The sequence below is a fragment of the Bradyrhizobium liaoningense genome, from assembly GCF_018130825.1.
GTDB lineage: Bacteria > Pseudomonadota > Alphaproteobacteria > Rhizobiales > Xanthobacteraceae > Bradyrhizobium > Bradyrhizobium liaoningense_B.
Genome location: NZ_JAFCJS010000001.1, coordinates 409,444 through 424,530, shown reverse-complemented (window position 1 = coordinate 424,530; position 15,087 = coordinate 409,444). Strand labels below are relative to the sequence as shown.

Here is a 15,087-nt window from a genome sequence, read left to right as displayed (position 1 = left end):
TCTGCCGCCGCGTCAGACCATCATCATGACGGGGTTTTCGATCAGCTGCTTGAACGCGCCGATCAGCTCGGCGCCGAGCGCGCCGTCGATGGCACGGTGATCGCAGGACAGGGTCACGCTCATCATGTGCGCGATCTCGATCTTGCCGCCGCGCACGACGGGACGCTCTTCGCTGGTGCCGACCGCGAGAATGGTCGCATGCGGCGGGTTGATCACGGCGGTGAAGTGGCTGATGCCGTACATGCCGAGGTTGGAGACGGCGGTGGTGCCGCCCTGGTATTCCTCGGGCTTCAGCTTGCGCGAGCGGGCGCGCGCGGCAAAATCCTTCATCTCGTTGGAGATGGTCGAGAGCGTCTTGGTCTCGGCCTTGCGGATGATCGGCGTGATCAGACCGCCGGGCATCGCCACGGCAACGCCGACGTCGGAATGGTGGTGCTTGACCATGCCGCTTTCGGTCCAGCTGACGTTGCAGTTCGGGATCTTCTGCAGCGCCACCGCCATCGCCTTGATGACGAAGTCGTTGACCGAGATCTTGTAGAGCGGCTTCTTCTCCTTGTCCTTCGGTGCGGCGGCGTTGATCTCCTCGCGCGCGGCGAGCAGCTTGCCGATGTCGCAGTCGATGGTGAGATAGAAATGCGGGACGTTCTGGATCGACGCGGTCAGGCGCTGCGCGATGGTACGGCGCATGCCGTCATGCGGGACGATGTCGTAGGAGCCCGGCTCGAACAGCGACAGGATCTGCTTGTCCGACATGGTCGGCGCGATCGCGGGCGCACCTGACGGCGCCGCAGCGGGCGCCTTGAGGCCCTTGCCGGACTTGGCCTGCTCGACGTCGCGCGCGACCACGCGGCCGTGCGGACCGGTGCCGGTGACCATCGCAACATCGATGCCGGCGTCCTTGGCGAGGCGGCGAGCCAGCGGCGAGGAGAACACGCGGCCGCCATGGCCGTTGCTTTGCGCAGCCGGTGCGGCGGCCTGCGGCGCAGCTGCGGCGGCAGGCGGCGGTGCGACCTTGGGCGCAGCAGGCGCGGGCGCCGGAACAGCGGCGGGAGCTTCGGCAGCCTTCGGCGGCGCGGCCGAAGCGCTGGGCTTGGCGCTACCCGCGGCCTTCACGTCCTCGCCTTCTCCGGCGAGCACCGCGATCACGTCGTTGACCGGGACATCCTGCGTGCCCTCGGGCACCAGGATCTTGGCGATCGTGCCCTCGTCGATCGCCTCGACCTCCATGGTCGCCTTGTCGGTCTCGATCTCGGCAATGACGTCGCCGGATTTGACCTTGTCGCCTTCCTTCTTCAGCCACTTGGCGAGGTTGCCCTTCTCCATCGTCGGCGAGAGAGCGGGCATCAGGATGTTGATGGGCATGCTGACCTCAAGAAGAACTTTGCAAAACGTCGTCCCCGACAGCGGAGACGAACAGACCAGGTTTAGTTGCCGATGTCGCCCTGCCACAGGCGCTCATTGGCAGGGATGGAACGCCAATTCTTCATCATGGTGATGGAGCGGTCGTCGGCAAGATCGATCCAGGGGATGCCGAACTTGTCGAGAATGTCCTTGGATCCCTCGAAGGTGACGGATTCCCCGATCACCACCAGCTTCACCTTGAACAGCCCGAGCGCGCCCGCGCACATCGAGCATGGCGACAACGTCGTGTACATGACGGTATCGTGGAACGAGATCGCGCCAGCCTCGCGCAGGCAGCTCATCTCGCCATGAAGGATCGGATTGTTTTCTTGGACGCGGTTGTTGTGGCCGCGGGCAATGATCTTGTTGTCGCGCGTCAGCACCGCGCCGATCGGCAGGCCGCCCTGCGCGATCGAGGCTTCCGCCTCGCGGATCGCCTCCAGCATGAAGTCGAAGTGATAGGATTCGATCGCCACTTTCAGTGCCCCTTCCCGCGCGGCGTCGTGGTGCCGGTGTCCGTGGGACGCTCGATCTCGGCCTGGAACATGTCGAGGATCCGGTTCAGCGCGTCCTCCTCGGTATATTCGCTCTCGCGCGCATAGGCGCGCGCGGCGTGGCGGGCGAGATCGACGAGCAGCAGGCCCCACATGTCGGGCTCCTCGAAGGCACGCTGGAACGCCATCGACAGCCCGCCGTCCAGCACGAACACGCGCAGGATCTCGACCGCGTCGTCGCGGGTCATGACGTCGGGCGGTAGTGGCTGCTCCTTCGGGCCCGCCATGGTCTACCTGTAGCAGACGGCTTTGGCGGCCTCGACGACTTCCGCCGCCGAGGGCAGTGCGAGCTTCTCCAGGTTCGAGGCATAGGGCATCGGCACGTCCTTGCCGGAGACGCGCGCGACCGGCGCATCGAGATAGTCGAAGGCGTTCTCCATGATGCGCGCGGCGATCTCGGCGCCGACGCCGCTCTGGGCCCAGCCCTCTTCCACCGTGACGGCACGGCCGGTCTTCTTGACCGAGTTGATGATGGTCTCGGTGTCCATCGGGCGCAGCGTGCGCAGGTCGATCACCTCGGCCTCGATGCCGTCCTTGGCGAGCTCGTCGGCGGCCTTGAGCGCATAGGTCATGCCGTTCGACCAGGAGATGATGGTGACGTGGCTGCCGGAGCGGACGATGCGCGCCTTGCCGATCGGAACGATGAAGTCGTCGAGCTTCGGCACTTCGCCGGTATGGCCGTAGAGCACCTCGTTCTCGAGGAAGATCACCGGATTGGGATCGCGGATCGCCGCCTTGAGCAGGCCTTTGTAATCGGCGGCCGAGAACGGCGCGACGACCTTGAGACCCGGAATGTTCGAGTACCAGGCCGAATAGTCCTGGCTGTGCTGGGCGGCGACGCGCGCGGCGGCACCGTTCGGCCCGCGGAACACGATCGAGCAGCCCATCTGGCCGCCGGACATGTAGAGCGTCTTGGCCGCGGAGTTGATGATCTGGTCGATCGCCTGCATGGCGAAGTTGAAGGTCATGAACTCGACGATCGGCTTCAAGCCGGTCATGGCGGCGCCGACGCCGACACCGGCAAAGCCGTGCTCGGTAATCGGGGTGTCGATGACGCGCTTGGCGCCGAATTCCTGGAGCAGGCCCTGGGTGACCTTGTAGGCGCCCTGATATTCGGCGACCTCTTCACCCATCACGAAGACGTCGGCGTCGCGGCGCATCTCTTCGGCCATCGCATCGCGCAGCGCTTCGCGGATGGTCTGCGTCACCATCTCGGTGCCGGCGGGCACTTCGGGATCGGGTTCGGCGACGGCCTGCGGGGCGGGCGCAGCCTTTGGCGCAGGCGCCTCGGCCTTAGCAGCGGCGGGCGGCGCGGACTCGGCAGCCTTCGCGGCCGGTGCGGGTGCTTTCGCAAGATCAGCCGCGCTCTCACCATCGGCGAGAATCGTCGCGATCGGCGTGTTCACTGCGACATCGGCGGTGCCCTCGGGGATCAGGATTTTGCCGAGCGTCCCCTCGTCGGTCGCCTCGACCTCCATGGTCGCCTTGTCGGTCTCGATCTCGGCGATCACGTCACCCGACTTGATCGTCTCGCCCTCTTTTTTCAGCCACTTGGCGAGGTTGCCCTTCTCCATGGTGGGCGACAACGCGGGCATCAGCACTTGAATTGGCATATCGACTCCAAAAGAAAGCTTGCGCGCGTTCAGCGGTAAACGTCGGTCCAGAGCTCGGCGGCATCCGGCTCGGGATCATGCTGGGCAAAGTCGGCGGACGCATTGACGATGTCGCGCACCTCGGCGTCGATCGCCTTCAGATCGGCCTCGCTCACCTTGGCCGCCAGCAGGCGATTGCGCACCTGCTCGATCGGATCCTGGTCGTGGCGGACCTTCTCGACCTCCTCGCGGGTGCGATATTTTGCAGGGTCGGACATCGAGTGGCCGCGATAGCGGTAGGTCTGCATCTCCAGGATGAAGGGGCCCTTGCCGGCGCGGCACCAGGCCGCCGCCTCCTCGCCCGCGGCCTTGACGGCGCGGACGTCCATGCCGTCGACCTGCTTGCCGGGGATATTGAAGGACACGCCGCGCTTGGAGAAATCCTGCTGGGCGGAGGCGCGCGAGACCGCGGTGCCCATGGCGTAGCGGTTGTTCTCGATGACGTAGATCACCGGCAGCTTCCAGAGCTCCGCCATGTTGAAGCTCTCATAGACCTGGCCCTGGTTGGCCGCACCGTCGCCGAAATAGGTGACGCTGACATTGCCGTTGCCGCGATAGTGGTTGGCGAAGGCGAGACCCGTGCCAAGCGAAACCTGCGCGCCGACGATGCCGTGGCCGCCGTAGAAGTGCTTCTCCTTGCTGAACATGTGCATGGAGCCGCCCTTGCCCTTGGAATAGCCGCCGCGGCGTCCCGTGAGCTCGGCCATGACGCCGTTGGCATCCATGCCGGTCGCAAGCATGTGACCGTGGTCGCGATAGCCGGTGATGACCTGATCGCCCTCTTTCAGGGCCATCTGCATGCCGACCACCACGGCCTCCTGGCCGATGTAGAGATGACAGAAGCCGCCGATGGCGCCCATGCCGTAGAGCTGGCCGGCTTTTTCCTCGAACCGCCGGATCAGGAGCATCTCGCGGAGCGCCTTGAGCTCCTGCTCCCTCGTGAATTCCGGGGGCGAACCGCCGTCGGTTTTGTCCTGTGCAGCGCCTGCGGCGGCTTTCTTGGGTGCGGCCATGGGAATTCCGGGTCAGAGAAAACTTTCGCCCTCTCTAACCCAAGTCAAACGCCCTTGGAAAGCACCGCGGCGGCATGGCACGACTTTCATTATGCCGCACTGCAACGTGATCGTAATATTGCAAAATGTTTGGCGCCGATCGGGCAACAAATCTCTGCCCGGGGACAGCACGCGCAGATTCGTGGCCGCGTCAAGAAACTCGGGGTCAACCAAGTCCCGACATTTGGAACGGGCGACGCCGAAACGGCGCCGCCCTCTCCTCCGATCAGATCTTGCCGATCAGAAGAACCCGAGCTTCTTCGGGCTGTAGCTGACCAGGAGATTCTTGGTCTGCTGGTAGTGATCGAGCATCATCTTGTGGGTCTCGCGACCGACGCCCGACTGCTTGTAGCCGCCGAAGGCCGCATGCGCGGGATAGGCATGGTAGCAATTGGTCCAGACCCGGCCGGCCTGGATGGCCCGGCCGAAGCGGTAGCAGCGGTTGGCATCGCGGCTCCAGACGCCGGCCCCGAGGCCATAGAGCGTGTCGTTGGCGATCGCGAGCGCCTCGTCATCGGTCTTGAAGGTCGTGACCGAGACGACCGGGCCGAAGATCTCCTCCTGGAAGATGCGCATCTTGTTGTGGCCCTCGAACACCGTCGGCTGGACGTAGAAGCCGCTGGCGAGGTCGCCGCCGAGCTCGGCACGACCGCCGCCGGCCAGCACCTTGGCCCCCTCCTGCTTGCCGATGTCGATATAGGAGAGGATCTTTGCGAGCTGCTCGCTCGAGGCCTGCGCGCCGATCATGGTGTCGGCCACGCGCGGGTCGCCCTGCTTGATCGCGGCGACGCGCTTCAGCGCCCGCTCCATGAAGCGGTCGTAGATGTCGGCGTGGACCAGCGCCCGGCTCGGACAGGTGCAAACCTCGCCCTGGTTCAGCGCGAACATGACGAAGCCCTCGATCGCCTTGTCGAAGAAGTCGTCGTCCTCGGCGGTGACGTCCTTGAAGAAGATGTTGGGCGACTTGCCGCCGAGCTCGAGCGTAACCGGGATGAGGTTCTGGCTGGCATATTGCATGATCAGCCGGCCCGTCGAGGTCTCGCCGGTGAAGGCGATCTTGGCGATGCGCGGGCTGGACGCCAGCGGCTTGCCCGCCTCGAGGCCAAAACCGTTGACGATGTTGAGCACGCCTGCGGGCAGCAGGTCGGCGATGATCTCGGCCCAGACCATGATCGAGGCCGGGGTCTGCTCGGCGGGCTTGAGCACCACGCAATTGCCGGCGGCCAGCGCAGGCGCAAGCTTCCAGCAGGCCATCAGCAGCGGGAAGTTCCAGGGAATGATCTGGCCGACCACGCCGAGCGGCTCGTGGAAATGATAGGCGATGGTGTCGTGGTCGATCTCGCCGATCGAGCCTTCCTGGGCGCGCACCACGCCGGCGAAATAGCGGAAATGATCGATCGCGAGCGGCAGGTCGGCGGCACGCGTCTCGCGGATCGGCTTGCCGTTGTCCCAGGTCTCGGCGACCGCGAGGCGCTCGAGGTTCTCTTCCATGCGGTCGGCGATCTTGTTCAGGATCGCGGCGCGCTCGGCGACGCTGGCGCGGCCCCAGGCGCCCTTGGCGGCATGCGCAGCGTCGAGGGCGGCCTCGACGTCCTGCGCGTCGGAGCGCGCGATCTTGCAGACGATCTGGCCGTTCACCGGCGAGGCATTGTCGAAATACTTGCCGGCAGCCGGCGGGACGAACTTGCCGCCGATGAAATTGTCATAGCGTTCGGCGAAGGGATGCTGGGTGACGCCCAGGAATTCCACCTTGTTCATTGATCACTCCCGATGTTGCTGTTTGCGCTTGTCGTCGCGTGTTCGCGACTTGCGCAGACGATGATGCGGGAGGCGTTTTCTGTCAGCCCGGGGGCGAGCGATGGCGGAGCGGACCTGTCGCAGTTCTGCGACAGTCATATGGCTGCACCAGCGTGCTCATTCCTCATCGCTGAGGAGCGCGCCCTTGCGCGCGTCTTGAAGGATGGCTGCAGATGCAGTGGGGGCTTGCATGGTTCGAGACGACCGCGTCGCGGTCTCCTCACCATCAGGGATAGAGCTCAGTGATTCAGCTCGAACCGCTTGAGCTTCCGGTGCAGCGTGGCGCGGCTGACGCCGAGGGCCTTGGCGGCGGCGGAGACATTGCCGCCCGCGCGGAGCAGCGCCCGCTGCAGCACCGCGCGCTGACCGCCGGCAAGGTGGTCATGTGCGACATCGCCGCCGAGCAGATCGGCCGCGGGCACCGGCCGCAACGGGCGGCCGGGCGCGATCCCAAGCCCAATGCCAAGTCCGACCCGGGCGGAGCGGGTCGCGCCGATCACGAGATCGTCGGCATCGACCGCGACGAGGCCGCCGCACTGGCCGTCCGCGGCCGGCGTCAGCACGATGCGGGCATGGGCGAAGGCACGGCGGAACAGGTCGGCCTCGATGCGTTTGGCCGCCTCGCCCGCCGCCAGCGCGATCAGGCTGGAAAACGCGTCGGTCCGGTCGGCGCGGCAGGAGGAGACGTCGAGCACACCGGCAAAGGCCGCCTCGTGGTCGTAGATCGGAACCGCGGTGCAACTCAGGAGCGTGTTGCGGGTGAAGAAATGCTGGTCGCGATCGATCGTCAGCGGCCGCTGCTCGACGACGCAGGTGCCGATGCCGTTGGTGCCCTCGTACTCCTCGCTCCAGAGCGCGCCGGTCCAAAGGCCCCAGGACTGGAACGTCGCATCGTCCGCGGTCGTGCCGCGACGGTCGACCGGCACCCCCTCGCCGTCGGCGAGCAGCACGCAGCAACCGGCCGCGCCCACCGCCTGATAGAGCCGGTCCATGGCGCCTTGGGCAGCGGCCAGCAGCGGCGCGATGCGCTCGCGCGCCGCGCGGAGTTCCACCTCCGTCAGCCGCTTCGGCAGGCCGCGGCCGGACGGGTCGAGATGATGCAATCGGGAGGAACGACGCCAGGAGGCCACGAGCGCGGAACGAGCCGCCTGGCCTGATGCAATGGCGGCCTCGACACGGGCCGCGTGATGCTGGGGGGCTTGCCCATTCATCACCGTTTCCTCCGGGTGGCATTCTTAAGACGTGACGTCGCGGCCGGATTGATCTTCGTCAATTTTGGGGGCAGCGCGCCGCACAAGCCATGCCCCCGCCGGCGCAGCCCCGTCAAGGCGGCAAAGCGGCCGTCGCTTGCGACCTTCGAGTGATTTCGATGCCGGTTTCGAAACGCGCGGAAAGCGCTACTTCTGCGGGATCATCCGAACGAGGTCATGCGGATTGACGTAGTCGAGCTGGAACCGCGCCCGCTCGTCCAGCATGTCGGGATCGATCCTCGAGGTGCGCAGCAGCGAGACGCGCTGCTCGCTTCTGGCACGCTCGCGCTTGAGCTGCGCCAGCTCGCTCGTCAGCGCGATGATCTCCTGATCGAGCTCCTGGCGCGCGTTGAGGCCGTATTTGCCGGTATAGGCGTTGACGCCGAAATAGCCGACGATGGCGACCGCCATCGCATAGAGGGCAAGACCGGTCAGGATCGATTTCAGGCGCGCGCGGGAGACCATCCCGGGAAGATGGGGCAGCTTGGTTAAGGGAGCGCTAACGCGCCCGACCCTACCCGTGTCGTAGTCATGGCCGGGTCAAGCCCGGCCATGACGAGAGCGCTTGCTCAGCCGTGATGCTTCGCCACGTGGGCGGCGAAGGCATCGATGTAGGCCTGCAGCACACCCTTGAGCGAGTCCTTGGCGAGGTTGCCCTCCGCATCGAAGGCATCGCCGACGGCGTTCAGGTAGGTCTCGGGCTGCTGCATGATCGGGCCGGCAATGCCGGGCAGGATGTTCTGCAGCGTCTTGGCGGCGCTGACGCCGCCGAGCGGGCCCGGCGAGTTCGAGATGATGCCGACCGGCTTGCCGTTGAACGAGCTCTTGCCGTAGGGCCGCGAGGCGACGTCGATGGCGTTCTTCAGGGCGCCCGGAATGGCGCGGTTGTATTCGGGGGTGACGAAGATCACGCCGTCGGACTTCTGCAGCTTGTCGCGGAACGCCAGCCAGTCGGCGGGCGGTGCGGCCTCGAGGTCCTGATTGAAGAAGGAGATGCCCGCCGGCGTGATAACCTCAAGCTTGAGCGAGCTAGGCGCGAGCTTGGCGAGCGCATTGGCGATCTTCAGCGAAAAGCTGTCCTTGCGCAGGCTGCCGGCGAGAACGACGATGTTGTAGGCCATGGATTGTCCTTGAAACCTTGAGGGGGAAGTGCCGCGCGGCACTTAAGCGATCCGGATCGATGGATGCAAGTGCATGAACCGGTCCGATTTGGAAACGCTGCGTTTCGTGAAAGCAGATGTTGAAGCCCGGCTACAATCAAAACAATCAGGCCGCCGAACGGCGGCCTGATCTTTCGTGCAAATCTGCAAAACCCGATCAGATCGTCGGATTCCACGCCGACGGGATCAGGCGATACTTGGCGCCGTCCTTCTCGACGTGGCCGACCGAGGGGAAGGTGAAGTGGAAGCCGATCACCTTGGCCTTCTCCGCCACCGCCATGTCGTAGAACTTGTGGCGCGTCGCCTGCGCCATCGCAGCGTCGGTGTCGAACATGACGTGCCAGTCCGGGTTGCGCAGGAAGAATTCCGGAATGTTGGTGACGTCGGACTGGATCAGCACCTTCGCATCGCCCGAGGCGACCGCGAACGAGGTGTGGCCCGGCGTATGGCCCGGCGTCGCGATCGAGGTGATGCCGGGCGCGACCTCCTTGCCCCACCCGTACTTGGTGACCTTGGACTCGAGCCCGGCGAAGGTCTTCTTCACGTTGGCGAAGTAGTTCTTCATCATCGGATTGGACTCGGCCTTGGCGGCATTGTCCTCGCTGGTCCAGAACTCCCAGTCCTTGCCCGGCACCATGATCTCGGCGTTCGGGAACGCGAGCGCGCCGTCGGCGAGACGGATGCCGTTGGTGTGGTCGGGATGCAGATGCGACAGCAGCACGACGTCGATGTTCTTCGGGTCGACGCCAGCGGCGGCAAGGTTTTGCAGGGTGCGGCCGACGGCGCCCTTGCTCGGCTCGAGATTGGCGACGCCGTTGCCGGTATCGATCAGCACGAGCTTGGAGCCGGTGTTGATGAGCTGCGGATTGAACGGCACCGTGACCATACCCTTGGGCATGTAGGCGGCTTCGCCGGCGGCCGCAGCTTCCTCCTTCGGCACATTGACGACGAACTTGTCGGGCATCGGAAAGGTGCGCGCGCCGTCGTTGATCGAGGTGCACTCGTAGCTGCCGACCTTGTAGCGATAGAAGCCCGGCGCCTGGGTCCCGGCTTGCGGCAATGAGGCATTGGCAACGGTCGGGCGAAGTCCGGTGGCGACAGCCGCGCCGACGGCGGCGACGCCTGCGAGCAGGTGACGACGATTGAGATCAGCCATGGAATGAAGTCCCCTTCTGAGCGCCTTTGCGGTTTTTCCGCTTTCAACGGCGGCGGGAATAATCCCCCGCTTCGCTCAGAAGGCAAGACCTTCTTTCGGTGATCCGCCGTCGCGCATCACGATAATTTATTTGGGTTGATGAGGAATTTTTCGCCGGTGGCCCGTTTGGCGTAGGCCGCGATGTTGGCGGGATCGAGCGCCTCGGGAAGCGACACCACCTTGGTGTAATGGCTGACGAAGGTGGTCTTCAGTTCGTTCACGACGCGCTGGCGCAGCCGTCCGATATCGGCCGGACCGATCTTCTGGAGGAACGGGGTCAAGAGCCAGCCGCCGACGCCCCAGGCCATGCCGAAGCCGCGCGGCAGCTCGATCGGACGGATGTCGAGCGCGCCGTAGACATAGACCTGCTTGTGCACGCTGGAGCCGTAGCGGCTGTATTCCTTGGCGGTCTTGTTGATCGCGACTTCCATGCAGTTGAGGATGTCGCCGGCAAGCTTGCCGCCACCGATGGCGTCGAAGGCGATGGTGGCGCCGGTCTCGACCAGCGCGGCCGTAAGATCGTCGAGAAAGCTAGGCACGCTGGAATCGACAACATACTTGGCGCCGATCTTCTTCAGGATCTCCGCCTGCTCCTTGCTGCGCACGATGTTGACCAGCGGAATGCCGTCGGCGAGGCAGATCTTGTTCAGCATCTGGCCGAGATTGGAAGCCGCCGCGGTATGCACCAGGGCCTTGTGGCCCTCGCGCCGCATGGTCTCGGTCATGCCAAGCGCAGTGAGCGGATTGACGAACCAGGACGCGCCCTCCGCCGCCGTGGTGCCCTCGGGCAGCGGCTGGCAATCCCTGACCTTCATCGTCCGGTACTGCGAATACATGGCGCCGCCGATCATCGCGACCGTCTTGCCCATCAGGGCCTTCGCAGCGTCCGACGAGCCCGTCTTGATGACGACGCCGGCACCTTCATTGCCGACCGGCAGGGACTGGTCGAGGCGCGCCCCCATCGCGCGCATCGCGCCTTGCGGGACAGTTGCGGTGATGACCGGCGCCTGCTTCGTGCCCGAGGCCCTGGCCGTGCTCATGTCGGCGGCGCCGACGAGCAGGCCGAGGTCGGACGGGTTGATCGGCGCCGCCTCGACGCGGACGACGACTTCGTCGTCCGCAGGCTCGGGGGTCGGCACGTCGATCAGCGAGATCTCGAGCTCACCGCTCTTCTTGATCAGCGAACGCAGTTGCAGTCCGGTCTTGCCGTCGCTCATGTCGATCCTCCCCTGTCCCTGTTTTTCGTGCTTTCGCGCGGTGACGCTGGCTTATGCCAGCGCCTTCAGTGCCGCCTTGCCGCCGTAGAGCGCCTGCTTGCCGAGCTGCTGCTCGATGCGCAGAAGCTGGTTGTATTTGGCCGTGCGATCGGAACGCGCAAGGGAGCCGGTCTTGATCTGACCGCAATTGGTGGCGACCGCGAGGTCGGCGATGGTGGAATCCTCGGTCTCGCCGGAGCGGTGCGACATCACCGAGGTGTAGCCCGACTTGTGCGCCATCTCGACGGCGGCGAGCGTCTCGGTCAGCGTGCCGATCTGGTTGACCTTGATCAGGATCGAGTTGGCGCGGCCGGCCTTGATGCCTTCGGCGAGGCGCTTGACGTTGGTGACGAAGAGGTCGTCGCCGACGAGCTGGCACTTCTTGCCGATGAGGTCGGTGAGCTCCTTCCAGCCATCCATGTCGTCTTCCGACATGCCGTCCTCGATGGTCACGATCGGATAGCGCGAGACGAGATCGCCGAGATACTTGGCCTGCTCGGAGATCGAGCGGGTCTTGCCCTCGCCTTCATAGACGTACTTGCCGTCCTTGAAGAACTCGGTCGAGGCGCAGTCGAGGCCGAGCACGATGTCGTTGCCCGCCTTGAAGCCGGCCTTGCCGATCGCGTTCATGACGAACTCGAGCGCGGCATCCGCCGACGGCAGGTTCGGGGCGAAGCCGCCTTCGTCGCCGACATTGGTGTTGTGGCCGGCTTTCTTGAGCTCCGACTTCAGCGTGTGGAACACCTCCGCGCCGTAGCGCAGGCCTTCGGCGAAAGAGGACGCGCCGACCGGAAGGATCATGAATTCCTGGAAGTCGATCGGGTTGTCGGCATGCACGCCGCCATTGATGATGTTCATCATCGGCACCGGCAGCAGCCGCGCCGAGGTGCCGCCGACGTAGCGGTAGAGCGGCATGTCGAGCGAGTTCGCGGCCGCCTTGGCGCAGGCCAGCGAGACGCCGAGGATGGCATTGGCGCCGAGCCGGCTCTTGTTCGGCGTACCGTCGAGCTCGATCATGATCTGGTCGATCTGGGCCTGCTGCTCGACGTCGAGGCCGCTCAGGGCCTCGAAGATCTCGCCGTTGACAGCGCCGACCGCCTTGGTGACGCCCTTGCCGAGATAGCGGGCCTTGTCGCCATCGCGCAGTTCCACCGCCTCATGGGCACCCGTCGAGGCGCCAGAGGGCACGGCGGCGCGGCCGAGCGCGCCATCTTCCAGCACGACGTCGACCTCGACGGTGGGATTGCCCCGGCTATCGAGAATTTCGCGGCCGATGATGTCGATGATGGCGGTCATGATGTGCACTTCCGTTCGTTAGGGCTGATCGGTGCCGCGGGTCTTACACGGGCCGCAAGCAAATGTGAACGCTTGGGCGCCCGGCTTCGGCTGACGCGTGAAGCACCCAGGACTAAACTTGAGAACGCCGGGTCTGCGCGTCCATCCTCAATTCCAAGAAGCCGAGGTAACGCCATGAATCGCCGCCAGTTTCTTGCTTCGAGCGCCGCCGTCCTTGCCGCCCGCCCAAGTCTTGCGCAGGAGCCCCCGTTCCGGACGAAATATTTCCCGATCAGCACCGGCATTGGCTTGCACGATCTCACGCCCGCCCCTGACGGCACGATCTGGTTCACGGCCCAAGGCAAGGGCCTGCTCGGCAGGCTCGATCCCCGGGATGGCAGTTTCAAGACGGCCGGCCTCGGCCAGGGCGCCGCCCCGCACGGCGTGACGATCGGCCCCGACGGCGCTCCCTGGATCACCGAAGGCGGCCAGAATGCGATCGCGCGGGTCGACCCCGGTGATCTCAAGGTCACGCTGTTCCGCCTGCCGGAAAAGTTCGCCTCCGCCAATCTCAACACCGGCGTGTTCGACAAGACTGGTATCTACTGGTTCACGGGCTTGTCTGGATATTACGGCCGCCTCGCACCGAAGTCGGGCGAGATGGACGTGTTCAGGGCACCGAAGGGCATCGGACCCTACGGCATCACCGTGACGCCCAAGGGCGATGTCTGGTATGCCTCGCTCGCCGGCAGCCATATCGCCAGGATCGACCTTGCGACGGGCAACGCCCATGTCGTCGAGCCGCCGACACCGAACCAGGGTGCGCGGCGGGTCTGGTCGGATTCGAAGGGCCGGATCTGGGTCAGCGAGTGGAACAGCGGCCACGTCTCCGTGCACGATCCCGCTGACGGATCCTGGAAGACATGGAAGCTGCCGGGCGAGCGTCCCCGCACCTACGCGGTCTATGTCGACGACAGGGACAAGGTGTGGCTCACGGATTTTTCGGCCAATGCCATCGTGCGTTTCGATCCCGCCACTGAAAAGTTCAACGTCTTCGCCAGCGACAAGGCCAACGCCAATGTCCGTCAGCTCGACGGCCGCCCGGGCGAGCTGTGGGGCTGCGAGTCCGGTAACGACCGGATCGTCATGATCCAGACGATCGCCTCGGGTTGACGACGGCCGCGATTGCGTCCATCCCGACATCCGTAAAAGGATGTGACGACGATGGCGAAAAAATCCCTCCAGCTCGGCCGTGCGGTCGAATGGCCGCACACGCCGGAAGAAGCCCAGCTCGACCGCGTGCCCAATCCGCAAAAGGACACGGACTATCTGGTGCGCTTCACCGCGCCGGAATTCACCTCGCTCTGCCCGGTCACGGGCCAGCCGGATTTCGCGCATCTGATGATCGACTACGCGCCGGGCCAATGGCTGCTGGAGTCGAAGTCGCTGAAACTCTACATCGCGAGCTTTCGCAACCACGGCGCCTTCCACGAGGATTGCACCGTGATGATCGGAAAGCGCATCGCGAGCGAGATCAAGCCGAAATGGCTCCGCATCGGCGGCTACTGGTACCCGCGCGGCGGCATCCCGATCGACGTGTTCTGGCAGACCGGCCGCGTGCCGAAGGGCCTGTGGGTGCCCGAGCAAGGCGTCGCGCCCTATCGCGGGCGGGGCTAACAGGAGAAGAACAACAATGAAAACGATGTCAGCAACAGTCCGCAACGTCGCCCTGGGCGTTCTGGGCGCCCTGTGGCTTACCGGCGCCTCCGATGCTGCCGAAGTCCGGGTGATGATCTCGGGTGGATTGACGGCGGCCTACAAGGCGCTCGTGCCGGAGTTCGAGAAAGCCACCGGCAACAAGGTGCTGACGGAATATGGGCCGTCGATGGGGACCACCACCAACGCGATTCCCGTGCGGCTCGAGCGCGGCGAACCGGCCGACGTCCTGATCATGGTGGGCTATGCCCTCAACGACCTCGCGAGCAAGGGCAAGGTCGTTGCCGGCAGCCAGGTCGATCTCACCAAATCGCCGATCGGGATCGCCGTCAAATCGGGCGCGCCGAGGCCGGACATCAGCTCGGTCGAGGCGGTCAAGCGCGCGCTGCTGGCGGCGAAGACGATCGCCTATTCCGACAGCGCCAGCGGCGTCTACGTCTCGACCGAGATGTTCGACAAGCTCGGCATCGCCGAAATCATGAAGGACAAGGCGCGCAAGATTCCGGCAACGCCCGTCGGCGAGATCGTCGCGCACGGCGAGGCCGAACTCGGCTTTCAGCAGATCAGCGAACTGAAGCCCGTGAAGGGCATCGATATCGTAGGTCCCCTGCCGAACGAATTGCAGAAGATCACGATCTTTTCGGCCGGGATTGCGACCGGATCGAAGGAGCCCGAGGCTGGCCGCGCCTTGATAAACTTCCTCGCCTCCCCCGCCGCGCGCGAAGCGATCGTCGCGAGCGGGATGGAGCCGATCCCGGCTGTTGGAACGAAATAGCGCA

At 65.1% G+C, this 15,087-nt stretch carries 15 protein-coding genes; 3 read left to right on the top strand and 12 right to left on the bottom strand.

The genetic code is table 11. The annotated features are described in order from the left end of the window. Window positions 1-12: 12 nt before the first annotated feature. The 12 genes from JQ603_RS02055 to eno all read right to left on the bottom strand — a co-directional run bounded on the left by JQ603_RS02055 (window position 13) and on the right by eno (window position 12,613). Window positions 13-1,362 carry a pyruvate dehydrogenase complex dihydrolipoamide acetyltransferase gene (locus JQ603_RS02055; protein ID WP_212336089.1) on the bottom strand — a complete coding sequence of 450 codons (1,350 nt, stop codon included), beginning with the start codon at window positions 1,360-1,362 and terminating at the stop codon, window positions 13-15. 62 nt (window positions 1,363-1,424) lie between these two features. After that, window positions 1,425-1,877 (bottom strand): nucleoside deaminase, encoded by a 453-nt coding sequence (locus JQ603_RS02050; RefSeq protein WP_194393784.1) that lies wholly within the window; start codon window positions 1,875-1,877, stop codon window positions 1,425-1,427. 2 nt (window positions 1,878-1,879) lie between these two features. After that, complete coding sequence (locus JQ603_RS02045; RefSeq protein WP_008547332.1) at window positions 1,880-2,182, bottom strand: DUF5076 domain-containing protein; 303 nt, start codon at window positions 2,180-2,182, stop codon at window positions 1,880-1,882. A gap of 3 nt (window positions 2,183-2,185) precedes the next feature. Continuing rightward, window positions 2,186-3,568, bottom strand: coding sequence for a pyruvate dehydrogenase complex E1 component subunit beta (locus tag JQ603_RS02040; RefSeq protein ID WP_212336088.1), 1,383 nt, complete (start codon window positions 3,566-3,568; stop codon window positions 2,186-2,188). Window positions 3,569-3,597: 29 nt separating this feature from the next. Beyond that, entirely contained in the window at window positions 3,598-4,620 is a 1,023-nt protein-coding gene (gene pdhA, locus JQ603_RS02035; RefSeq protein WP_212336087.1) for a pyruvate dehydrogenase (acetyl-transferring) E1 component subunit alpha, read from the bottom strand. Window positions 4,621-4,899: 279 nt separating this feature from the next. Next, entirely contained in the window at window positions 4,900-6,417 is a 1,518-nt protein-coding gene (adh, locus tag JQ603_RS02030) for an aldehyde dehydrogenase (RefSeq protein ID WP_212336086.1), read from the bottom strand. A gap of 278 nt (window positions 6,418-6,695) precedes the next feature. Continuing rightward, window positions 6,696-7,667, bottom strand: coding sequence for a GAF domain-containing protein (locus JQ603_RS02025; protein ID WP_212336085.1), 972 nt, complete (start codon window positions 7,665-7,667; stop codon window positions 6,696-6,698). A gap of 186 nt (window positions 7,668-7,853) precedes the next feature. Beyond that, window positions 7,854-8,171 carry an FtsB family cell division protein gene (locus JQ603_RS02020; RefSeq protein WP_212336084.1) on the bottom strand — a complete coding sequence of 106 codons (318 nt, stop codon included), beginning with the start codon at window positions 8,169-8,171 and terminating at the stop codon, window positions 7,854-7,856. 104 nt (window positions 8,172-8,275) lie between these two features. Further along, complete coding sequence (locus tag JQ603_RS02015; protein WP_212336083.1) at window positions 8,276-8,827, bottom strand: NADPH-dependent FMN reductase; 552 nt, start codon at window positions 8,825-8,827, stop codon at window positions 8,276-8,278. A gap of 196 nt (window positions 8,828-9,023) precedes the next feature. Beyond that, a complete protein-coding gene (locus tag JQ603_RS02010) occupies window positions 9,024-10,022 on the bottom strand; it encodes an MBL fold metallo-hydrolase (protein WP_212336082.1) in 999 nt (332 codons plus the stop codon). A 116-nt stretch (window positions 10,023-10,138) separates the two neighbouring features. Beyond that, window positions 10,139-11,278: a zinc-binding dehydrogenase gene (locus JQ603_RS02005; RefSeq protein WP_212336081.1), complete on the bottom strand. Its 1,140-nt coding sequence runs from the start codon at window positions 11,276-11,278 to the stop codon at window positions 10,139-10,141. 51 nt (window positions 11,279-11,329) lie between these two features. Next, window positions 11,330-12,613, bottom strand: coding sequence for a phosphopyruvate hydratase (gene eno, locus JQ603_RS02000; RefSeq protein ID WP_212336080.1), 1,284 nt, complete (start codon window positions 12,611-12,613; stop codon window positions 11,330-11,332). A 174-nt stretch (window positions 12,614-12,787) separates the two neighbouring features. Between eno and JQ603_RS01995 the strand changes: the two genes are divergently transcribed. The 3 genes from JQ603_RS01995 to JQ603_RS01985 are packed head-to-tail and all read left to right on the top strand — an operon-like array spanning window position 12,788 to window position 15,083. Then, complete coding sequence (locus JQ603_RS01995) at window positions 12,788-13,765, top strand: Vgb family protein (protein ID WP_212336079.1); 978 nt, start codon at window positions 12,788-12,790, stop codon at window positions 13,763-13,765. Between the two features lie 51 nt (window positions 13,766-13,816). Next, window positions 13,817-14,269 (top strand): preQ(1) synthase, encoded by a 453-nt coding sequence (queF, locus tag JQ603_RS01990; RefSeq protein WP_212336078.1) that lies wholly within the window; start codon window positions 13,817-13,819, stop codon window positions 14,267-14,269. A gap of 16 nt (window positions 14,270-14,285) precedes the next feature. After that, complete coding sequence (locus JQ603_RS01985; protein ID WP_212336077.1) at window positions 14,286-15,083, top strand: substrate-binding domain-containing protein; 798 nt, start codon at window positions 14,286-14,288, stop codon at window positions 15,081-15,083. Window positions 15,084-15,087: the final 4 nt, after the last annotated feature.